The organism is Micromonospora sp. NBC_00389 (genome assembly GCF_036059255.1).
Classification (GTDB): Bacteria; Actinomycetota; Actinomycetes; order Mycobacteriales; family Micromonosporaceae; genus Micromonospora.
Genome location: NZ_CP107947.1, coordinates 4,092,598 through 4,114,835, shown reverse-complemented (window position 1 = coordinate 4,114,835; position 22,238 = coordinate 4,092,598). Strand labels below are relative to the sequence as shown.

Annotated in this window: 13 protein-coding genes, 3 rRNA genes and 1 pseudogene; 4 read left to right on the top strand and 13 right to left on the bottom strand. The window is 69.3% G+C overall.

Annotated features, from left to right (window positions below):
* Positions 1-34 precede the first annotated feature (34 nt).
* Positions 35-1,048, top strand: coding sequence for a helix-turn-helix domain-containing protein (locus OG470_RS19530; RefSeq protein ID WP_328414238.1), 1,014 nt, complete (start codon positions 35-37; stop codon positions 1,046-1,048).
* 51 nt (positions 1,049-1,099) lie between these two features.
* Here OG470_RS19530 and OG470_RS19525 read toward each other — a convergent pair whose 3' ends face one another.
* The 5 genes from OG470_RS19525 to OG470_RS19505 form a co-directional block, all read right to left on the bottom strand.
* Positions 1,100-4,828 (bottom strand): S8 family peptidase, encoded by a 3,729-nt coding sequence (locus OG470_RS19525; protein ID WP_328414236.1) that lies wholly within the window; start codon positions 4,826-4,828, stop codon positions 1,100-1,102.
* A gap of 218 nt (positions 4,829-5,046) precedes the next feature.
* On the bottom strand, positions 5,047-5,931 hold the full coding sequence (locus OG470_RS19520) for an NAD kinase (protein ID WP_328414234.1): 885 nt from the start codon (positions 5,929-5,931) through the stop codon (positions 5,047-5,049).
* A gap of 106 nt (positions 5,932-6,037) precedes the next feature.
* On the bottom strand, positions 6,038-6,898 hold the full coding sequence (locus OG470_RS19515; protein WP_328414232.1) for a TlyA family RNA methyltransferase: 861 nt from the start codon (positions 6,896-6,898) through the stop codon (positions 6,038-6,040).
* Positions 6,899-6,936: 38 nt separating this feature from the next.
* Positions 6,937-7,257 (bottom strand): hypothetical protein, encoded by a 321-nt coding sequence (locus OG470_RS19510; protein WP_328414231.1) that lies wholly within the window; start codon positions 7,255-7,257, stop codon positions 6,937-6,939.
* A 28-nt stretch (positions 7,258-7,285) separates the two neighbouring features.
* Positions 7,286-7,870 carry a phasin family protein gene (locus OG470_RS19505; RefSeq protein ID WP_328414229.1) on the bottom strand — a complete coding sequence of 195 codons (585 nt, stop codon included), beginning with the start codon at positions 7,868-7,870 and terminating at the stop codon, positions 7,286-7,288.
* Positions 7,871-7,981: 111 nt separating this feature from the next.
* Here OG470_RS19505 and OG470_RS19500 point away from each other — a divergent pair, with 111 nt between their 5' ends.
* Complete coding sequence (locus OG470_RS19500; RefSeq protein WP_328414227.1) at positions 7,982-8,320, top strand: SCP2 sterol-binding domain-containing protein; 339 nt, start codon at positions 7,982-7,984, stop codon at positions 8,318-8,320.
* 67 nt (positions 8,321-8,387) lie between these two features.
* Here OG470_RS19500 and OG470_RS19495 read toward each other — a convergent pair whose 3' ends face one another.
* Positions 8,388-9,413: an HAD-IIA family hydrolase gene (locus tag OG470_RS19495; protein ID WP_328414224.1), complete on the bottom strand. Its 1,026-nt coding sequence runs from the start codon at positions 9,411-9,413 to the stop codon at positions 8,388-8,390.
* Positions 9,414-9,855: 442 nt separating this feature from the next.
* Positions 9,856-10,492 (bottom strand): annotated as a pseudogene (locus OG470_RS37265) (hypothetical protein); the annotation flags it as partial.
* Between OG470_RS37265 and OG470_RS19485 the strand changes: the two are divergent.
* Positions 10,481-12,388 carry a hypothetical protein gene (locus tag OG470_RS19485; protein ID WP_328414222.1) on the top strand — a complete coding sequence of 636 codons (1,908 nt, stop codon included), beginning with the start codon at positions 10,481-10,483 and terminating at the stop codon, positions 12,386-12,388. The pseudogene OG470_RS37265 and the gene OG470_RS19485 sit on opposite strands and share 12 nt — an antisense overlap.
* 90 nt (positions 12,389-12,478) lie before the next feature.
* On the opposite strand, the gene rrf is transcribed toward OG470_RS19485, so the two are convergent.
* The 4 genes from rrf to tyrS form a co-directional block, all read right to left on the bottom strand.
* A 5S ribosomal RNA gene (gene rrf, locus OG470_RS19480) occupies positions 12,479-12,595 on the bottom strand.
* 84 nt (positions 12,596-12,679) lie between these two features.
* Positions 12,680-15,790: ribosomal RNA gene (locus tag OG470_RS19475) — 23S ribosomal RNA — on the bottom strand.
* Positions 15,791-16,170: 380 nt separating this feature from the next.
* Positions 16,171-17,687, bottom strand: a 16S ribosomal RNA gene (locus OG470_RS19470).
* Together the 16S, 23S and 5S rRNA genes form the textbook arrangement of a ribosomal RNA operon.
* Before the next feature lie 640 nt (positions 17,688-18,327).
* Complete coding sequence (gene tyrS, locus OG470_RS19465; RefSeq protein ID WP_328426474.1) at positions 18,328-19,620, bottom strand: tyrosine--tRNA ligase; 1,293 nt, start codon at positions 19,618-19,620, stop codon at positions 18,328-18,330.
* A 105-nt stretch (positions 19,621-19,725) separates the two neighbouring features.
* Between tyrS and OG470_RS19460 the strand changes: the two genes are divergently transcribed.
* The gene (locus OG470_RS19460; RefSeq protein ID WP_328426472.1) at positions 19,726-20,109 is read left to right on the top strand and encodes a PaaI family thioesterase; all 384 of its coding nucleotides are present in this window, start codon (positions 19,726-19,728) and stop codon (positions 20,107-20,109) included.
* Positions 20,110-20,139: 30 nt separating this feature from the next.
* On the opposite strand, the gene OG470_RS19455 is transcribed toward OG470_RS19460, so the two are convergent.
* Together OG470_RS19455 and OG470_RS19450 are read right to left on the bottom strand one after the other, a co-directional pair.
* Positions 20,140-21,465: a hemolysin family protein gene (locus tag OG470_RS19455; protein WP_328414220.1), complete on the bottom strand. Its 1,326-nt coding sequence runs from the start codon at positions 21,463-21,465 to the stop codon at positions 20,140-20,142.
* Between the two features lie 126 nt (positions 21,466-21,591).
* Positions 21,592-22,233 carry a hypothetical protein gene (locus OG470_RS19450; RefSeq protein WP_328414218.1) on the bottom strand — a complete coding sequence of 214 codons (642 nt, stop codon included), beginning with the start codon at positions 22,231-22,233 and terminating at the stop codon, positions 21,592-21,594.
* Positions 22,234-22,238: the final 5 nt, after the last annotated feature.

Here is a 22,238-nt window from a genome sequence, read left to right as displayed (position 1 = left end):
CGGCCACGACCTGGCCGACGTACAGTTCTGCCCCGTGTTGGACGTGATCGGCCTGACCCCGGCTGAGGAGGAGCTCTACCGCTGCCTGCTCCAGCTCACCACGGCCCGAATCGACGAGCTGGCACACCGGCTGCACCGGCCGCGCGAGCAGGTCGTCGCCCAGGTCGAGGCGCTGCGGGCCAAGGGTCTGGTGCAGCCCACCGACACCGACCCGGACGCTCCCCTGCGCCCGACCGCCCCGGATGTCGCCCTCGGCGCGGCGTTGCTGCGCCGGCAGGAGGACCTGGAGGCGGCCCGGCGGCGGGTCACCCAACTGGCCGAGGAGTACCGGTCCGGGCTGCGTCGGCACCACGTGGATCACCTGGTCGAGGTGATCACCGGTACCCGGGTGCTCCGGGACCGGCTGCGCGATCTGCAGAATTCGGCGCGTACCGAGGTGCTCTGGTTCTGCCGGGCGAACCCCCTGGCCATGGCCGGCCCGGAGAACGTCGAGGAGTTCGACGCGCTGGCCCGCGGGGTGAGCTACCGGGCCATCTACGAGCGGGACATGCTGCTGGAGCCGGGCGCGCTGGTCGACCTGGCCAAGGGGATCGCCGCCGGCGAACACGCCCGGGTCCTGGACCGGCTGCCGGTCCGACTGGCCATCGTGGACGCGCGCACCGCGATCTGCCCGCTGGTACCCGACCGCGACGGCGGCGAGCCGAGCGCCGCCGTGATCGGCCGCAGTCAACTGCTCGACGCCCTGATCGCCCTCTTCGAGAGCCACTGGCGGGTGGCCACCCGGCTGCGGCTGGAAGACCCGCTCACCGAACCGGCGACCGACGGCCAGCGGGCCGACGATCGCCCCGCCGACGGCTACCAGCCGGACGCCGACGAGGCGCGGCTGCTGTCGCTGTTCGTGGCCGGCGTACCGGACAAGTCCATCGCCTCCCAGCTCGGGGTGAGCCGGCGGACCGTGCAGCGGCGACTCGCCGACCTGATGGCCGTCGCCGGCGTGGACACCCGGCCCGGGCTGGCCTTCCAGGTCGCCCGTCGGGGCTGGATCTGAGTCGGACCCGATCGGGGTGGGACGGCCCACAGCCGCCCCACCCCGCTCAGATCAGCGCAGCCCGTACGCGTCGACCACGGTCTGGTCGACGGTGTTACCGGCCCGGTCGCGGGCGTGCACCCGCAGCGACACCGTGCCCTGCCCGGCTGGCACCTCGGCGGTGAACCGGGTACCCGATCCGCGCACCGGCGCCGACCGCCAGGTGCGCCCGCCGTCGAACGACACCTCGACCTTCAGGCTGGTGCCAACCGGCGCCGACACACCCGCCGGCTGGCGCAGCGTCAACCCGAGCTGGTGCGGCCGACGCCCGGCCACCTCACCGCGCAGGTCGGCCGGGACCCGGTAGTCCACCTGCAGCAGCGACAGCGGCCGAGCCGCGTCCCCCGTCGGGCGGGCCGAGGTGAACTGCCAGGCCGTCTCCGTGCGGGTGGCGTAGCGCCACTCGTCCGAGGACCGCTGCGTGGTCAGGTCGAGCCGGTAGCGGGCCGACTCCGAGGTGGTGGGAACGGTCGCCCAGCCACCGGCGAGGTCGGCGATCTGCTTCCCGTCGCGGCTGAGCCGGGCCTGCACGGTGTCCGACTCCTCGCTGCCGCCGGCCGGGCTGTAGTGACCGTCGGCGTCGACGAACTCGGGCACCCGAAGGTCCAGGACGTCACCGGTGCGGCTGGGCACCGGCAGCCCGGCGTTGGCCGGCACGGCCGGCCGGATCACCGGGGCGTGCCAGGTCTCGGTGTCCCGGTCGTCGGCGGCATACCGCCGGGGCTGCTGGGTCAGACCACCGGTCAGCTTCCCCCAGTTCGAAAACATCATCTTGTGCAGGACCCGGTGCTGCCACCAGGCGTCCCCGGCGCTCACGAACTCCTGCCGGGTGGTGCCGGTACGCACCAGCCGCTGGTCGTCGTTCCAGGAGGTCTCCTGCCACGGACGCCAGCTGAACCGCTGCTCGGTGGCCCACTCCGAACCACCGACGTCGCCGTAGCGGGCCGTCACCTCGGCGGTGTTCTTCGCGGTGACCGTGTGCACGATCCGCTCCGGCACCCGGCCCTTCGAGACCTGCCACACGTCGTACAGGTAGGGGCTGTCCACGGTCAGCGTCAGGTCCAGCGTCGCCCGGCCCTTCCGCGCCTCCGCGATCAACCGCTGCCCGTCGTCGTACGCCACCGCCAGCGCGGGTACGGGCAGCCGGTCCCCCAGTGGAGTCCAGACCGTCCACGCGCTCCGGTCCGCAGCCCGGACGATGAGCACCATCTTCGCACCGGCCGCCGCGGCCGCCGCGATCTGCTCCTCCTCCGAGACGTCCGGGCTCTCGGTGAGCAGCGCCGCAGCGCCGCGCACCCGGGCCAGCTCGGCCGCGGTGCCGGTGCCCGCCCAGACCAGCGGCAGCTTCCGCCGGTCGGTGGGTGCCGGCGAGTAGCCCATCAGGTTGATGTCCAGCGGACCGGACACCCCGCTGATCCGGGCGTCCACCATCGGTGCGACCAGCTGCCAGCGCGAGGAGAACTCGAACTCGCCCTGGCGCACCTGCCGGGTCGGCGTGACGTTGACCTGCTGGATGGTGCTGAAGGTCATCACGCCGTGGTCGACCTGCCGGCCGTTGCCGAAGACCCGGTGCTCGTAGAAGCTGATCGTCGCGCGCTGCTCGGCCGGCTTCGGCGTCTCGATCCGCACCGGAGTGCCCTTCCGCGGGTCGAGCATCACCGTCATGTCCCGATCGACCATCAGCTCCGGGTCGGTGACCAGAGTGATCTGCTCGTCCAACGGGGCGCCGTGCTCGATCAGCGCCTCCAGCAGGTACGGGCCCTCCTCGACCTGCACCTGCGTCTCGCCGGCACTCCAGCCGAGGTAGTCGGACTCGGGCTGCTCGCCGAACAGGGTCAACACCGGCGACACGCCCGGCTGACCCTGCATGTCCAGCACCTTCATGGTGAGGGTGTGCACCGGGCCGCTGAGGGTGAGCGCGACGGCGGTACGCACCGCGATGCCGTCCGCGCCGGTGGCCACCAGCCACCCGCTGTGCACACCACGGCCCAGCTTCGCCGGGTCGGCGCGCAGCGGCACGGCGACGCTGCCGCCGGCCGGCACGGTCACCTCGCCGCCACCACCGGTGACCCCGTCGGGCTCGGCCGTGCCGCTGTCCAGGTTGCGCAGCTCCAGGGCCAGCCGCAGGGTCTGCGGGGTCGCGCTGCTGTTGGTGTACGTCACGGACCGCTCGGCCACCACGCCACCGGTGCTCAGCCGGCCGAAGTCGGCGGTGGCGGTGCCATACACCCGCTGGCCGAGCGCCCGGGCCACGTCGACCCGACCGCCGCCCTGCTCGAACACCGTCAGCTCCGGGTTCGCCTTCGTGGTGCTGACCAGCGCGTCCTTGAGCTTTCCGGCGACCCAGTCGGGGTGTTCCTGGGCAAGGATCGCAGCCGCGCCGGCCACGTGCGGAGTAGCCATCGAAGTGCCCGACGCCTGGGTATAGGCGTCGCCCACCGGCGTACCCATGGTGGTGCCGGCGGCCCGGGCGGCGATGATGCCGACGCCCGGCGCGGTGATCTCCGGCTTCAGGCCGTTGTCGCCGATACGCGGACCGCGGCTGGAGAACTCCGCGAGGTTGTCGTCGCGGTCCACCGCGCCGACGGTGAGCGCCGCCGCGGCCGCTCCCGGCGTGCCGACGGTACGCGGCGCGCCCTCGTTGCCGGCGGCGATCACGAAGAGCGCCCCAGTTTCGGCGGTCAGGTCATTTACCGCCTGGCTCATCGGGTCGGTGCCGTCGGTCGCGGAACCGCCGAGGCTCATGCTGACCACCTTGGCGCCGGAGCGGGCAGCCCACTCCATGCCGGCGATGATGGACGAGTCGTAACCGGAGCCGCCGTCGTCGAGCACCTTGCCGATCAGCAGCCGCGCACCGGGCGCGACGCCCTTGCGCAGCCCGCCGGAGGCGGCCCCACTGCCGGCGATGGTCGCCGCCACGTGGGTGCCGTGGCCGTGCCCGTCCCGGGCGCTGCCACTACCGGAGAAGTCCTGCTCCTCGGCGATCCGGCCGGCCAGGTCGGGGTGAGTGGCGTCGACACCGGTGTCGAGCACCGCCACCCGGACGCCACTGCCGTCCCGGCCGGCCGCCCAGGCCGTCGGTGCGCCGATCTGCGGCACGCTGTGCTCCAGCGTCGGGTGAACCTTCCCGTCCAGCCAGATCCGGGCGACGCCGGCGCCGAGCCGGGCCGGCGAACCAGCGGCGGTACGCGCCAGCGGCGCGCCACGCAGCGTCGTCCAGAAGCCACCGAGGTCGCCCTTGCCGACCCGCATCGCCGCGCCGTTGATGCTCTCCAACGCACGGGCGTCGGTGGCACCAGCGAGCGGCCGGACCCGACCGGCGCTCTGCTCCTGGTAACGCACGATCAGCGGCAGCGCGCTCTGCGCGGCATCGCCGTACCCGTCGGCGGCCAACTCCTGCACGTCGAACAGGTTGGGGTCGAGCACCCCGGAGGAGACGTACGGCACGACGTCGCTGGGCAGCACCCGCAGCCCGCCGTCGGCCTCCACAGTGTGGAAGGTGATCCGCTCGCGGCCGGGGCCGGGGCGGACGGTGGCGGCAACCCGGCCGGGCGCGGACGGCACCAGGTCGACCTGGTCACCGGTGATCAGGGTGATGCGGACGGGCGCGGTGCCCGGGGCGGACGTGCCCGGGCTCGGGCCGGTGGGCCGGGCGGGCGGCTCGGCGGACGCCGGTGCGGCGAGTCCGACCACCAACGCGCCGACCGCGCCGGCGCTGAGCCAGCGTGGGGGCCAGTGCATGAGATGCGCTCCTCTACTCCAGGGGGCCGGTCTCAGGGAGATCAACCGATCGGAGTCTGCGACGAAACGCGTCGAATGGTCACTAGCTGCGGCACGCCGCACCGGCGACATGTCGCCAGGTGGACATCCAGGCGGCGGGTGCGGGGCCGGCGGATGTCCGGCGGGTATCCGGGTTTCTCAGGCCCTGCCGAGGGCGGTGCCGTGCCGAGCGGCGGTGGTCAGCGACGAGAGCCGCGCCAGCCGTGCACCGGCAGCCCGAACTTGGCGACCAGCCGATCGGTGAACGGGCGGGCCCGCAGCCGCACGATGCGTACCGGCAGGGCGCCCCGACGCACCGTGACCCGGGCACCGGGCGGCAGGTCGTAGACCCGCCGGCCGTCGCAGCAGAGCACGGCGAGGGTGGTGAACGGGTCGACGGTGATCACGAAGGTGGACGTCGGGGCGGTGACCAGCGGACGGCTGAACAACGCGTGCGCGCTGATCGGCACCAGCAGCAGCGCCTCCACCTCCGGCCAGACCACCGGCCCGCCGCCGGAGAACGCGTACGCCGTGGAGCCGGTGGGGGTGGCACAGACCACGCCGTCGCAGCCGTAGCGGGACAGCGGCCGGCCGTCCACGTCGACGAGGAGCTCGAGCATCTGCGCCCGCTCGCCCTTCTCGACGCTGATCTCGTTGAGCGCCCAGGACTCGATGGTGGGGCCACCGTCGAACTCGGCCGTGACGTCCAGCGTGAGCCGCTCGTCGACGGTGTAGTTGCGCCCGACGACGTCGCGGACCGCCGTGTCCAGATCGTCGATCTCGGCCTCGGCCAGGAAGCCCACCTTGCCGAGGTTGATGCCCAGCAGGGGCGCCTTCGCCGGTCGGGCCAGCTCGGCCGCGCGCAGGAAGGTGCCGTCCCCACCGAGCGCGAAGACGATCTCGGCGCCCTCGGCGGCCTCCGGACCGGCGACCGGCACCACGCCGGGCAGGTCGAGGTCGTCGGCCTCCTCGGCGACCACCCGGACCTCGAAACCCGCGGCGATCAGGTCGGCGGCGACCGCCCGGGCGTGCTCGGTGCTGCGCCGACGGCCGGTGTGGGTCACCAGCAGCGCGGTCCGGCTCATCGGACCGACCGCCCGGCCGCGTCCGGGCGCTCAGCCGTCGTTGCCCCTGCCCCGGTGCGGCCGCGTGTCCCGCGTGCCGTGCCGGAGCCCTCGCTGCTGCACGCGTTCACCCTGCGACCTCCTCCGCCGCCGCGGCCGGCGCCTCGCCGGCCGTCGTCGGGCCGTCCGGCCCGGCTGCCACCACGGTCCGCACCCGCTCCGGGTCGGCCGGTGGTGCACCCCGGCGCAACCATACGAAGAACTCCACGTTGCCGCTCGGCCCGGGCAGCGGGCTCGCCGCCACGTCGGCCAGGCCGAGGCCGAGTTGCGCCGCCGCGGCGGCCACGTCGAGCACCGCCTCGGCGCGCAGCGCCGGATCGCGGACCACACCACCGGCGCCGACCCGCTCCTTGCCCACCTCGAACTGGGGCTTCACCATCAACGCCAGGTCGCCGTCATCGCGGGTGCAGCCGGCCAGCGCCGGCAGCACCAGCCGCAGCGAGATGAACGACAGGTCGGCCACCGTGAGGTCGACCGGCCCGTCGATCGCGTCAGGATCGAGCGTACGGACATTGGTGCGTTCCAGGACCCGGACCCGCTCGTCGGTGCGCAGCGACCAGGCGAGCTGCCCGTAGCCGACGTCCACGGCCACCACCTCCGCGGCCCCGGCGCGCAACAGCACGTCGGTGAAGCCACCGGTCGACGCGCCGGCGTCCAGGCAGCGCCTGCCGGCGACGCTCAGCCCACCGCGCGCGAACACGGCCAGCGCACCGGCGAGCTTGTGCCCGCCCCGGGAGACGTACTCCTCGGTCGGGTTGGCGCCGGTGACCAGCAGCGGATCGGCGGGGTCGACCATCGCGGCGGCCTTCCGCGCGGGCACCCCCCGCAGCTGGACCCGGCCGGCCTCCACCAGCGCGGCGGCCTGTTCGCGGGAACGGGCCAGACCGCGGCGGACGAGTTCGGCGTCCAGCCGGTTGCGACGTGCCATGGGTGGTTCTCCGGTCTGCTCAGGCCTGGTGGTCCCGCTCAGGTCTGGTCGATGGTGGCGAGGGTTTCCCGCAGCGTCTCGTAGGCCGCCTCGTACTGCGCGATCTGGTCGGCCGGGGCGAGCGTCGCCGCGTTGGCCATCGCCTGCACGGCGGCGTCAACGGCCGGGTGCCGCGCCGTGTCGTCCCCGACGTCCGGCTGCGGGCCCGGGCCGGCCCCGTACGGCGGGCTCGGCCGGACGGCGAACGCCCCGCCCGCCGGCGGACCGGGCCGGATACCCGGCGGCGAACCAGGCCGGATGCCCGGCGGCGGGCCCGGGCGGGCGTCGGACGGCGGGCCTGGGCGGTCGTCGCCGGTCACCGAGGGCTCCGGCAGGTCGGCGCGACGTTCACGGGGTGACGTCCGGCCGCCGCTTGCGGACCGCCTTCTTGGCCGGCATGTCCGACGGCGTCGGGGCCTCGTCGCTGGTCCGGCTGATCGTCGCCGGCGGCTTTCTCGCGATGGCCTTCTTGGCCACCGCCTTCTTCGCCACGGCCTTCTTCGCGACCGCCTTCTTGGCCACCGGCGCGGAGACCGGGGCGCCCGCTGGGCCGTCCGACGGCACCAGACCGGCGTCCGGCGGCGCGGCCTGCGGGGTGGGAGCGGCGGGCGGCGCGATGGCCGGCTCGGCGCCCCGCGCCTCGCGCAACTGCCGTTCCAGGTCGCGCACCCGTCGGGTCAGCTCCGCCACCTCGTCCGCGGTGGCCAGGCCGACCGCGCCGAGAGCCCGGTCGACCTCGAAGCGGACAATCTTGGTCAGCGCCTCCCGGTTGGCGGCGCCGGTGGTGACCAGCTCCTCACCGAGAGCCTGCAGTTGGGCGGCGGTCGCGCCGCCCGAGCCGACGAGGCGACGCGCCACGTCCTGGGCCTTCTTCCGGGGCGCCTCCGCCAGGCCCATGGCCAGTTCGAGATAGGCGCGCCACGCGTCCTGCATGCCTGAGTCCTTCCGCGGGGCGGGGTGTGCAGGTGTCACGCTACCGGGCACCCCGGACTGTCCTGTGCGGTACGGTGCCGGGGACGGCGTGGCGATCAGCGAGGGGGAGACGTGGCCAGCGTGGACGAGTGCCGACAGGCATTGCAGGAGCTGGCCGCCCGGCTGGATCACAACGCCGACACGGTCCGCGAACGGATCGACCTGGACCGGACGCTCGCCTGCCGGATCACCGACCTGGACACCGCGTTCCACGGCCGGATCAGCGACGGCCGGCTGCTCGAGCTGACCGACGGCGACGACCCCAAAGCCAAGATCGCTCTAAGCACGTCCAGCGACGACCTGCTCGCCCTGGTGCGCGGCGACCTGGACGTCACCGGCGCGGTGGCCTCCCGCCGAGTGTCGATCAAGGCCAACCCCTTCGACCTGATGAAACTGCGCAAGCTGCTCTGACGAGCGCCGGCCCCGCCGGGTACCTGGCGTCGGCCGACGCCGGTCGCCCAGACGACCAGGGTCGGGGTCACCCGTCCGTGGGCAGACCGAAGCTCTCCAGCGCGCGGCCCGCGTCGTTGCCCCCGGGACGGATCCGCGGAGGCGTCGGGGCCGACCAGACCGCCGCGCAGAGCGCCGCCAGCGCGTCCAGAGGCCGACCCGAGCCGCCCAACTCCAGCGTGCCGTCGTGCTCGCTCACCGACCAGCCACCGGCGTCCGCCGGACCCGGGACCCGCACCGCCGCAGCCGGGTCGAAGAGCCCCGCCAGGTCCCGCGCCACGTACGTCGGACGGCGCTTCGGCTCGGCGGCGAGCAGGTCGGGTACGCCGCTGACTCCGGTGAGCACGAGCAGGCTGTCCAACCCGGCACGGCGGGCACCCTCGATATCGGTGTCCAGCCGGTCGCCGACGACCAGGGCCCGGCCGCCGTCACTGCGCCGGGCGGCGGTCTCGAACAGCGCCGACTCCGGCTTGCCGACCACCACGTCCGGGTCTCGCTCCAGCGCGGTACGCAGCGCAGCGACCAGCGCGCCGTTGCCCGGCAGCGGTCCCCGGCCGCTGGGCAGGGTCCGGTCGGTGTTGGTGGCGATCCAGATCGCGCCGGCCCGCACGGCAACCGAAGCCTCGGCCAGATCGGCCCAGCCGACCTGCGGACCGTAGCCCTGAACCACCGCAGCCGGCTTCTCGTCCGCCCGGGAGACCGGGGTCAGCCCGACCGCGCGCAGCTCGGCGCGCAACGCCTCAGCGCCGACGACCAGCACCGGCGCGCCGGCGGGCAGCCGGTCGCGCAGCAGCTCCGCCGAGGCCGCTGCGGAGGTGAGAACCTCCTCCGGCCGGGCCGGCACACCCATCCGGGTCAGCAGGTCGGCGACGTCACTGGACCGGCGCGAGGCGTTGTTGGTGGCGTACGCCACCGCCCGTCCCTCGGCGTGCAGCCGGGCCACCGCCTCGACGGCGCCGGGGATCGGCCGGTCGATCAGGTAGATCACCCCGTCCAGGTCGAAGACGACCAGGGTGTACCCGTCGATCAGCCGCTCCCCGGCGTCCGCGCTCACCGCTGCGTCGACTCCGACTCGTCGCCCCGGGCCGGAGCAGTCCGGTCGGTGTTCACCGCGTCGCCGTCGCCGGCCGCCACTGCCCGCTCGCCAGCGGTGTCCGCCTCGGCGCTCTCGCCCGGGTGGCGATCCTCGTCTTCGTCGTCTTCGTCGTCTTCGTCGTCGTCTTCGTCGTCTTCGTCGTCGTCGTCTTCGTCGTCGTCGTCTTCGTCGTCGTCGTCGTCTTCGTCTTCGTCTTCGTCGTCGTCTTCGTCGTCGTCGTCTTCGTCGTCGTCTTCGTCGTCGTCTTCGTCGTCGTCGTCGTCTTCGTCGTCGTCTTCGTCGTCGTCGTCGTCGTCGAGGTCTTCGTCGTCTTCGTCTTCGTCGTCGTCGTCGTCGAGGTCTTCGTCGTCGTCCTCGTCGGCGTCACCAGCGGCCAGGTCGGTGTCCGGTCGGGCCGGCACCGCACCGGGAGTGCCCGGGCCAGCGGCGATGTCCTCGGCCGGTTCGTCCTCGTCGTCACCCTCGATGACCACGCCGTCGAGCTCCAGCAGCCGCTCCGCGGCGTCGGTCTCGCCCTCGGTGTCCACGTCGGCGGCGCGGGAGAACCACTCGCGGGCCTCCTCGCGCCGGCCCACCGCGAGCAGCGCGTCGGCGTACGCATAGCGCAGCCGGGCGGTCCACGGCACGGTGGCTTCGCTCGTGAGGTCCGGGACCTGGAGCATCGCCACCGCGGCGTCCTTCTGCCCGAGGTCGCCCCGGGCGCCCGCGGCGACGATCAGCAGCTCGATCGCGACGGCCTGGTCCAGCTTCTCCCGGTCGGCGCCGCGGAACAGGTCGATGGCCCGCTCCGCCCGACCCAGGGCGCGCTCGCAGTCCGCGAGCACGGCCAGGTGACTCTGCAACCCGGTCATCCGGTGGTACGTGCGCAGCTCGGCGATCGCCGTCTGCCACTCCCCCGCGTGGTAAGCGGCCAGGCCGACCGCCTCACGGACGGAGGAGATGCGCGACGCGAGCCGCCGGGCGGCCAGCGCGTGCGCCAGCGCCTCGGCGGGGTCCTCGTCGATCAGCTGACCGGTGGCGACCAGGTGCCGGGCCACTGTCTCGGCGACCGGCTTGTTCAGCGAGAGCAGCTCAGCGCGAACGTCCTTGTCCAGGTCGGTCGCGACGATCTCGTCCGGCAACGCCGGGGCCGAACTGCGCCCGCCCTCGAACGACTCGGAGGCCGCGCCGCGGTCGTCGCGGCGGAACTCCCCCTCGCGACGCGGCCGGTCATCAGCCCGGGAAGCACCCTCACGGTCGCCACCGCGGTAGCCGCCCTCACGACGGTCGCCACCGCGGAAGCCGCCTTCGCGGTCACCACCCCGGAAGCCACCCTCACGTGGCGCGCCAGAGCGCGCACCGTCGCGATCGCCGCCGCGGAAGCCACCCTCACGCGGAGCGCTCGGCCGGGAACCGTCACGGTCGCCGCGGTAGCCGCCTTCACGACGGTCGCCACCACGGAAGCCGCCCTCACGTGGCGCGCCAGAACGCGCACCGTCGCGATCGCCGCCGCGGAAACCGCCCTCACGCGGAGCGCTCGGCCGGGAACCGTCACGGTCGCCGCGGTAGCCGCCCTCACGACGGTCACCGCCACGGAAACCGCCACCCTCACGGGGCGCACCGCCTTCACGACGGTCGCCACCGCGGAAACCGCCACCCTCACGCGGCGCACCGCCTTCACGACGGTCGCCACCGCGGAAACCACCCTCGCGGTCGCCGCCGCGGAAGCCGCCCTCACGGGGAGCACCCGAACGCGAGCCGTCGCGGTCGCCGCCACGGAAGCCGCCTTCACGACGGTCACCACCACGGAAACCACCCTCGCGGTCGCCGCCGCGGAAGCCGCCCTCACGGGGAGCACCCGAACGCGAACCATCACGGTCGCCGCCACGGAAACCGCCTTCACGACGGTCACCACCACGGAAACCACCCTCGCGGTCGCCGCCGCGGAAACCGCCCTCACGCGGAGCACCCGAACGCGAACCATCACGGTCGCCACCGCGGAAACCGCCGCCCTCACGCGGAGCACCGGGCCGGAAGCCACCCTCGCGACGCTCGCCGCCACGGAAACCGCCCTCGCGGTCACCGCCCCGGTAGCCGCCCTCACGTGGAGCACTCGGCCGGGAACCGTCACGGTCGCCGCCGCGGAAACCACCCTCGCGGTCGCCGCCGCGGAAGCCGCCCTCACGACGGTCACCACCGCGGAAACCACCCTCGCGGTCGCCGCCGCGGAAACCGCCCTCACGGGACGGGCCGGAACGGGTGCGGTCACCACCACCCTGATAGCCGCCTTCACGACGGTCCCCACCGCGGAAGCCGCCTTCACGAGGCGCGCCGGAGCGCGAGCCGTCACGGTCGCCACCACGGAAACCGCCTTCACGACGGTCACCGCCACGGAAGCCACCCTCACGAGGCGCGCCAGAACGCGAGCCGTCACGGTCGCCACCACGGAAACCGCCTTCACGACGGTCACCACCACGGAAGCCACCCTCACGGGGCGCGCTCGACCGGGAACCATCACGGTCACCGCCACGGAAGCCGCCTTCACGAGGCGCGCCGGAGCGCGAGCCGTCACGGTCGCCACCACGGAAACCGCCTTCACGACGGTCACCGCCACGGAAGCCACCCTCACGAGGCGCGCCAGAACGCGAGCCGTCACGGTCGCCACCGCGGAAGCCACCCTCACGCGGAGCGCTCGAGCGGGAGCCGTCGCGGTCGCCACCACGGAAGCCGCCCTCACGAGGCGCGCTCGACCGGGAACCATCACGGTCACCGCCACGGGAGCCACCGTCGCGGCCGCCGGCGTATCCGCCTCGGGTGCCGCCAGCGCTGCTGTCCCGGTCTCCCCGGTACGGGGGACGGTCGCGGTCCTCGCGGCGCGGGCCGCGGTCGCGCCCACCCGGGCCGTCAGTACGGTCTTCGTAGCGACGGGGACGGTCTCCGCCCTGCGGTCCTGAACTCACAGGTACATCCTTCCTGATTGCGCCACCAATGGCGCTACGCAGTCGAGGGCCGACCCGGATGGGGCGGCCCTCGACTGGAAGATTGTCCGGCGGTGTCCTACTCTCCCACACCCTCACGAGTGCAGTACCATCGGCGCTGGAGGGCTTAGCTTCCGGGTTCGGAATGTGACCGGGCGTTTCCCCTCCGCCATGACCGCCGTAACTCTATCGACATGTCAAACAACACCACACATGTGGTCTGTTGTTCGTTTATCGAGAGTTGCACAGTGGACGCGTAGCAGCTTAGTAGTCAAGTCCTCGGCCTATTAGTACCGGTCAACTGAACCCGTTACCGGGCTTACATTTCCGGCCTATCAACCCAGTCGTCTAGCTGGGGGCCTTACCCCCACAAAGTGGGGTGGGATACCTCATCTTGAAGCAGGCTTCCCGCTTAGATGCTTTCAGCGGTTATCCCTTCCGAACGTAGCTAACCAGCCGTGCCCTTGGCAGGACAACTGGCACACCAGAGGTTCGTCCGTCCCGGTCCTCTCGTACTAGGGACAGCCCTTCTCAAGTATCCTACGCGCACGGCGGATAGGGACCGAACTGTCTCACGACGTTCTAAACCCAGCTCGCGTACCGCTTTAATGGGCGAACAGCCCAACCCTTGGGACCTGCTACAGCCCCAGGATGCGACGAGCCGACATCGAGGTGCCAAACCATCCCGTCGATATGGACTCTTGGGGAAGATCAGCCTGTTATCCCCGGGGTACCTTTTATCCGTTGAGCGACACCGCTTCCACTCGCAAGTGCCGGATCACTAGTCCCGACTTTCGTCCCTGCTCGACCTGTCAGTCTCACAGTCAAGCTCCCTTGTGTACTTGCACTCAACACCTGATTGCCAACCAGGATGAGGGAACCTTTGGGCGCCTCCGTTACCTTTTAGGAGGCAACCGCCCCAGTTAAACTACCCACCAGACACTGTCCCTGAACCGGATAACGGTCCGAAGTTAGATACCCAAATCAACCAGAGTGGTATTTCAAGATTGCCTCCACCCATACTGGCGTATAGGTTTCACCGGCTCCCACCTATCCTACACAAGCTAATTCGAGTACCAATGTCAAGCTATAGTAAAGGTCCCGGGGTCTTTCCGTCCTGCCGCGCGTAACGAGCATCTTTACTCGTACTGCAATTTCGCCGGGCCTGTGGTTGAGACAGTGGGGAAGTCGTTACGCCATTCGTGCAGGTCGGAACTTACCCGACAAGGAATTTCGCTACCTTAGGATGGTTATAGTTACCACCGCCGTTTACTGGCGCTTAAGTTCTCCGCTTCGCCCCGAAGAGCTAACAGGTCCCCTTAACGTTCCAGCACCGGGCAGGCGTCAGTCCATATACATCGAATTACTTCTTCGCATGGACCTGTGTTTTTAGTAAACAGTCGCTTCCCCCTGCTCTCTGCGGCCATACAACGCTCCACCCGCGTGGGGCTTCACGTCTCCGGCCCCCCTTCTCCCTAAGTTACGGGGGCAATTTGCCGAGTTCCTTAACCACAGTTCGCCCGATCGCCTCGGTATTCTCTACCTGACCACCTGTGTCGGTTTGGGGTACGGGCCGCTAAGAACTCGCTAGAGGCTTTTCTCGGCAGCATAGGATCACTGACTTCACCTGAATCGGCTCGGCATCACGTCTCAGCCTTCATGTATTGCGGATTTGCCTACAACACGGCCTACACGCTTACCCCGGCACAACCACCGGCCGGGCTCAGCTACCTTCCTGCGTCACCCCATCGCTTGACTACTACCCGTCAGGTTCCCACGCTCCCCAACATTGACCCGAAGGTCGCAGCCGGTTTGGGTGGTTAGCACAACGAGGTTCGTCAGGGACGCTCTTTCGCGGGTACGGGAATATCAACCCGTTGTCCATCGACTACGCCTCTCGGCCTCGCCTTAGGTCCCGACTCACCCAGGGCGGATTAGCCTGGCCCTGGAACCCTTGGTCATCCGGCGGAAGGGTTTCTCACCCTTCTTTCGCTACTCATGCCTGCATTCTCACTCGTGCCGCGTCCACAACTGGGTCACCCCGCTGCTTCACTCGCGGCACGACGCTCCCCTACCCATCCACACACCTGCACAAGGAATCAAGTCCAAGCGAGGTTAAAATGTGAATGCCACAGCTTCGGCGGTGTGCTTGAGCCCCGCTACATTGTCGGCGCGGAACCACTTGACCAGTGAGCTATTACGCACTCTTTAAAGGGTGGCTGCTTCTAAGCCAACCTCCTGGTTGTCTATGCGACCCCACATCCTTTTCCACTTAGCACACGCTTAGGGGCCTTAGCTGGTGATCTGGGCTGTTTCCCTCTCGACTACGAAGCTTATCCCCCGCAGTCTCACTGCCGCGCTCTCACTTACCGGCATTCGGAGTTTGGCTGATTTCGGTAAGCTTGTGGGCCCCCTAGACCATCCAGTGCTCTACCTCCGGCAAGAAACACGCGACGCTGCACCTAAATGCATTTCGGGGAGAACCAGCTATCACGGAGTTTGATTGGCCTTTCACCCCTAACCACAGGTCATCCCCCAACTTTTCAACGTTGGTGGGTTCGGCCCTCCACGCGGTCTTACCCGCGCTTCAGCCTGCCCATGGCTAGATCACTCCGCTTCGGGTCTAGGACACGCGACTGAATCGCCCTATTCAGACTCGCTTTCGCTACGGCTCCCCCTCACGGGTTAACCTCGCCACATGCCACTAACTCGCAGGCTCATTCTTCAAAAGGCACGCCGTCACCCCGCAAGGCTCCGACGGATTGTAGGCGAACGGTTTCAGGTACTATTTCACTCCCCTCCCGGGGTACTTTTCACCATTCCCTCACGGTACTTGTCCGCTATCGGTCACCAGGAAGTATTTAGGCTTACCAGGTGGTCCTGGCAGATTCACGGCAGATTTCAGGGGTCCGCCGCTACTCGGGAACACCCACAGAAGGTCAGCAACTTTCACCTACCGGACTTTCACCGTCTACGGTCAGCCATTCCAGACTGTTCGACTAGCCACTGACTTTGTAACTTCTCGAACAAGTGTCAGCTTGTTCAGCAGGGTCCCACAACCCCAACCACGCAACCCCTGACAGGTATCACACGCAGCCGGTTTAGCCTCGATCCGCTTTCGCTCGCCACTACTCACGGAATCACTAAATTGTTTTCTCTTCCTACGGGTACTGAGATGTTTCACTTCCCCGCGTTCCCTCCACACACCCTATGTGTTCAGGTGTGGGTGACTGGACATGACTCCAGCCAGGTTTCCCCATTCGGACACCCTGGGATCACAGCTTGGTTGACAGCTCCCCCAGGCCTATCGCGGCCTCCCACGTCCTTCATCGGCTCCTGGTGCCAAGGCATTCACCGTTCGCCCTTGACAACTTGACCACAAAGATGCTCGCGTCCACTGTGCAATTCTCAACAAACGACCAACCCACAACCCTTTAGCCCCACACCAAACCCGATCACAATCGGCGGTATGTGAGACCAGGCCATGCCTGGCAGCCCATGAAGCGCTCACGCTCCACACAAGGCTCCGAAAGAAACAACCAATGGTTGTTCTTTCAGGACCCAACAGGGTGCTCTGCATTCTTCTCCAGCCGCACCAGCACAATCCGTTCCCACCACCCCCGAAAGGGTGGCTGTACTAGGTTGTTCCGGCCGTTGCCAGAGGAAAACTCGCCAGTGTCTCCGCCATCTGAGCACCCCGACCCGACATACGCGGGCCGCGGGCTCCTTGCACCCTTTCAGGTGAAGGTGCTCCTTAGAAAGGAGGTGATCCAGCCGCACCTTCCGGTACGGCTACCTTGTTACGACTTCGTCCCAATCGCCAGCCCCACCTTCGACAGCTCCCTCCCACAAGGGGTTGGGCCACCGGCTTCGGGTGTTGCCGACTTTCGTGACGTGACGGGCGGTGTGTACAAGGCCCGGGAACGTATTCACCGCAGCGTTGCTGATCTGCGATTACTAGCGACTCCGACTTCACGGGGTCGAGTTGCAGACCCCGATCCGAACTGAGACCGGCTTTTTGGGATTCGCTCCACCTCACGGTATCGCAGCCCATTGTACCGGCCATTGTAGCATGCGTGAAGCCCTGGACATAAGGGGCATGATGACTTGACGTCATCCCCACCTTCCTCCGAGTTGACCCCGGCAGTCTTCGATGAGTCCCCGCCATAACGCGCTGGCAACATCGAACGAGGGTTGCGCTCGTTGCGGGACTTAACCCAACATCTCACGACACGAGCTGACGACAGCCATGCACCACCTGTGACCGCCCCCGAAGGACCTCACATCTCTGCGAGTTTTGCGGCCATGTCAAACCCAGGTAAGGTTCTTCGCGTTGCATCGAATTAATCCGCATGCTCCGCCGCTTGTGCGGGCCCCCGTCAATTCCTTTGAGTTTTAGCCTTGCGGCCGTACTCCCCAGGCGGGGCGCTTAATGCGTTAGCTGCGGCACAGGGAACCGGAGAGGCCCCCCACACCTAGCGCCCAACGTTTACAGCGTGGACTACCAGGGTATCTAATCCTGTTCGCTCCCCACGCTTTCGCTCCTCAGCGTCAGTATCGGCCCAGAGACCCGCCTTCGCCACCGGTGTTCCTCCTGATATCTGCGCATTTCACCGCTACACCAGGAATTCCAGTCTCCCCTACCGAACTCTAGCCTGCCCGTATCGACCGCAGGCTTGGGGTTGAGCCCCAAGTTTTCACGGTCGACGCGACAAGCCGCCTACGAGCTCTTTACGCCCAATAAATCCGGACAACGCTCGCACCCTACGTCTTACCGCGGCTGCTGGCACGTAGTTGGCCGGTGCTTCTTCTGCAGGTACCGTCACTCTCGCTTCGTCCCTGCTGAAAGAGGTTTACAACCCGAAGGCCGTCATCCCTCACGCGGCGTCGCTGCATCAGGCTTCCGCCCATTGTGCAATATTCCCCACTGCTGCCTCCCGTAGGAGTCTGGGCCGTGTCTCAGTCCCAGTGTGGCCGGTCGCCCTCTCAGGCCGGCTACCCGTCGTCGCCTTGGTAGGCCATTACCCCACCAACAAGCTGATAGGCCGCGAGCCCATCCCAAGCCGAAAAACTTTCCACCCAACCTCATGCGAGGCCAAGTCATATTCGGTATTAGCCCCCGTTTCCGAGGGTTATCCCAAAGCCTGGGGCAGGTTGCTCACGTGTTACTCACCCGTTCGCCGCTCGAGTACCCCGAAGGGCCTTTCCGCTCGACTTGCATGTGTTAAGCACGCCGCCAGCGTTCGTCCTGAGCCAGGATCAAACTCTCCAACAAAAACTTGTCGAACAGCATCCTGACAACAAACAATGTTGCCAAAGGAATCCCAACCAGCCAGACATAAAGCCCGACCAGTCCGGGGTATAAATCATAATTGGCACTGGCTTTTCAAGCACCCTGTTGAGTTCTCAAAGAACAACCACACACCGACCAGAAGCCCCACTCAGTGGAGCACCCTCTCGGGGCATTTTTACCGCATCCCCAGCGCTCAATCGCGCTAGGCACTCTTACTACGTTACCCGCCGGTTTCCGCCGTGTCAAACCGCCGTTTCGCGGTCCGTCGTGCTTCACTCCGTATTGCGGGCACCATGTCTCGACCGGCTTGCGCCGCTCTCGTCACGGGGTCGGCAGGCCGGCCGTTGCGGTTTCCCGCGAACTCGCCCGTTTCCCTGCCGCTTGCCAACCTTACCCGGTCGGTTCCGCCTCACCAAATCCGCCTCGCGGCGAATCTGGGGCACCGCCCGGTTCGGGATCCGGTGGGCGAACCCGCCCGACCCCGAGGCCGTTGCCGCGCTCCGGCCGTTTCAGGCTTTCGCCTGTTTCGTCCGTTCCGCGCTGGCAGAGAGAAAGTTACGCGTCCGGCGGAGTGATCGTCAAATCCGCCGGACGCGTCCCCCGTCACATCGTCGACCGATGACTATCCGCCCAGCTCAACGCCCGCGAAGGAGCGCTTGCCGCGGCGCAGCACCAGGTACCGCCCGTGCAGCAGGTCGGCCGGTGACACCACGGCGTCCACCTCGGTCACCCGGTTGTTGTTGACGTAGGCGCCACCCTCGGCGATCACCCGCCGGCCCTCCTTGAGGCTGGGCACCAGCCCGGAGTCCCGCAGCAGGCCCGCCACGTCCGGCAGCTCGCCGGCGAGTCGCACCAGGCCGGCCTCGGTCAGCGCCGCGCGCAGCGTCTCCGGGGCCAGGTCGTCCAGCGAGCCCCGGCCGAACAGTGCCTGGCTGGCGGCGATCGCCTGCCGGGCCTCCTCAGGCCCGTGCACCAGGGTGGTGAGCTCCTCGGCGAGCGCGCGCTGCGCCAGCCGGGCCGCCGGCCGTTCGGCGGTCGCCTTCGCCAACTCCTCCAACTCCTCGCGCGACCGGAAGCTGAAGTACCGCAGGTAGCGGTCGACCTCCCCGTCCTCGACGTTGAGCCAGAACTGGTAGAAGGCGTACGGGCTGGTCATCGACGGGTCGAGCCAGACGGTGCCGCCCTCGGTCTTGCCGAACTTCGTACCGTCGGACTTCGTGACCAGCGGCGTGGTGAACGCCTGCACCGGCCCGGCGCCACGCCGGCGCACGTAGTCGACGCCGGCGGTGATGTTGCCCCACTGGTCGGAGCCGCCGAACTGAAGCTGGCAGCCATGCCGGCGGTGCAACTCGAAGAAGTCGTTGGCCTGCAACAGCTGGTAGCTGAACTCGGTGAAGCTGATGCCGATCTCCAGCCGGGCACGCACCACCTCCCGAGCGAGCATCTTGTTCACCGGGAAGTGCTTGCCCACGTCGCGGAGGAACTCGACCACCGACATCTCGCCGGTCCAGTCCAGGTTGTTCACCAGCTGCGCCGCGTTCTCGCCCGTGTACGACACGAAGGGCGCGAGCTGGTCGCGGATCCCCTCGACCCAGCCGGCGATCACCTCGGGCGGGTTGAGCGTCCGCTCGGCGCTCTCCTTCGGGTCACCGATCTGGCCGGTCGCCCCGCCCACCAGCAGCAACGGGCGGTGACCCGCGAGTTGCAGCCGACGGGCCGTGATGACCTGCATGAGCGAGCCGACGTGCAGGCTCTGCGCGGTGGGGTCGAAGCCCACATAGAAGGTGGCGGCACCCCCGCCGTCGAGCAGCTCGCGCAGCTCGTCGAGGCCGGTCGAGTCCTGGATCAGGCCACGCCAGAGCAGGTCGTCGGTCAGGGAGGCCCGCCCGGGGGGCGGGAGGCTGCTGTCGGTCACGGTCACCGATTCTCCCCCATCGCCGGCATCGACCCGTACCGGGTTTGGCGCAAGCCGCCCCAGTTAGGCTGGCGGCCAGTTGATCGAGGAGGCTTTACCGTGGAGATGCCGGACCTGACAGGTGGCTTTGTCGCCCTGCTCGGCCTGAAGTTCGAGGAGGCGACCGCCGACCGGGTGGTCATCAGCTGGCGGGTCCGGCCGGAGCTGCACCAGCCGTTCGGCATCCAGCACGGCGGGGTGTACTGCTCGGTGGTGGAGACCGCCGCCAGCGTGGGCGGCTCGCTCTGGCTGGCCGACCGGGGCACGGTCGTCGGGGTGTCGAACCAGACCGACTTCCTGCGGGCCGTCCGGGACGGCGAGCTGACCGCGGTCGGCACCCCGGTGCACCGGGGCCGCAGCCAGCAGCTCTGGCAGGTGGAGATCACCGATGCCGACCAGCGGCTGATCGCCCGCGGTCAGGTCCGGTTGCAGAACCTCTCCCCCGCCTGAGCAGGCACACCCGGCGGCGGAACCCTCGGGTCAGCCGCGGGCCTCGTCCAGCACCGGCTCGGCGTCCCGATCGGCGTCGGTCTCATCGGGGACCCGGCTCAGCCGTACCTCGGTGATCGCCCGGTGGTCGATACCGGTCACCATCAGCACCCACCCGTCCAGGGTGACGTCCTCCCCCGCGACGGTGGGGATGTGCCCGAGGCGGGCCAGCACCAGCCCGGCGACGGTGGTGTAGTCGCCGGCCGGCCGCGACGGCAGCTCGACGCCGATGTCCGTCAGGTCGTGCACCGGGAAGGTGCCGGGCAGCACCAGCGCGCCGTCCGGGTCGCGGCGCACCGAGTTCACGTCCCGGTCGGTCTCGTCGTAGATCTCTCCGACGATCTCCTCCAGGATGTCCTCCAACGTCACGATGCCGTCGACGGCGCCGCGCTCGTCGACCACCAGCGCGATCTGCTGGCGCTCGGCCTTGAACTGGCGCAGCGCGTCCACCACCGGCAGCGAGTCGGGCAGCAACATCGGGGGGCGGGCGATCTCGTCGACCCGCCGGTCGTCGGGCACCCCCACCAGGTCGCGCAGGTGGATCACGCCGGCCGTGTCGTCCAGGCCGCCGTGGCGCACCACCGGTGCCCGGGAGTGCCCGGTGGCGGCCAGCACCAGCCGCGCGGCCTCCGCGGTGGTTCCGCTGTCGAGCGTGAAAACCTGCAACCGGGGTACGAGGACCGCCCGCAACCGCCGGTCGGCGATCTCCACGGCGCCAGCGATGATGGTGCGCTGCTCCTTGGTGAAGCCGTGGTTGCCGGCGACGATGTCCCGCAGCTCGTCCGGGCCGATCTCCTCCGGCTGGTGCTTCGGGTTGAGCCCGAACAGGCGGACCACCAGGTCGCTGGTGGCGCCGAGCGCCCAGACGGCCGGGCGGGTGAGAGTGGCGAGCACATCGAGCGGCCGGGCCACCAGCAGCGCCCACCGCTCGGCCGACTGCATGGCGATCCGCTTGGGGGCCAGCTCACCGAAGACCAGCGTGACGAAGGTCAACGCGAGGGTGACCGCCACGATCGCCACCGTCTCGGCGGCGCTCCCGAACATCCCGAGCAGCGGCACCAGGGGCTTGGCCAGTGAGACCGCCGCGGCGGCGGAGGCCAGGAAGCCGGCCAGGGTGATGCCGATCTGAATGGTCGCCAGGAAACGGTTCGGGTCCTTGGCGAGGTGGGCCAGCACCCGCCCGGCCCGGCTGGTGCGCTCCAACCGCTGGATCTGGCTGTCCCGCAGCGACACCAGGGCCATCTCACTGCCGGCGAAGAGCGCGTTGATGACGACCAGAATTCCGACCAGGGCCAGTTGGCTCCCGTAGCTCTGCACGCCTGGCTCGCTCCCTCGTCGTGGTGGCACCGGCCGCTCCGCGCGGTGCCAGCCGGTCGGCAGCCCCGCCCGGCGTACGCGTGTCTGTGCCCCGTGCGGCGCCAGCCGAATCCTCCGCTGGCGACGCTATGCCGATTCGGCCGCCGGTGACGCGGGCAGGTCGAGGACGTACGAGTCGCCCTCCGGGCGGAAGCCGAGCCGGTGGTAGTAGGGGGCGACCATCCCGGGCGGGCTGACCACCCGGTGGAAGCCCCGTTCGGTGAAGAGGCGGCTGCGCCGGTAGACGAACTCGCCGGGGGTGAAGTCGCGGAACTTCGGGGTCACGTAGTCCAGGTCGATCTGGGCGACCCCGGGCGTCTCGGCGTGCGACAGCACCACCCCGACCACCTCATCTGCCCTGACCACCAGAAACGCGGAGTGGCCGGCGGCGTCCGGGTCCCAGTGGAAGTCGGGGTTGAAGCGGGCGATGTCCGGTGCGTGCACCCGCAGCGTGTGTGCCAGGAACTGGTCGCCGACGCCGACCTCGACGACCTGGTAGGTCTGTTCGTCGTGCCGGGTGGCGAGCATCCCGCGCAGATACCAGATGTTGATCACCGCGAGGACGATGTTGAGCCCGACCATGGGCCAGACCTCGAGTGCGCCGTTGTAGCCGATCAGCACGAGGCAGCCGACGAGGTTGAGCGCGCGCAGCCGCAGGATGCGCGACTGCAGCAGCGACCAGACCAGCACCGCGGAGCCGGCCCAGCCGACCAGATCCAACCAGTTCACCACGC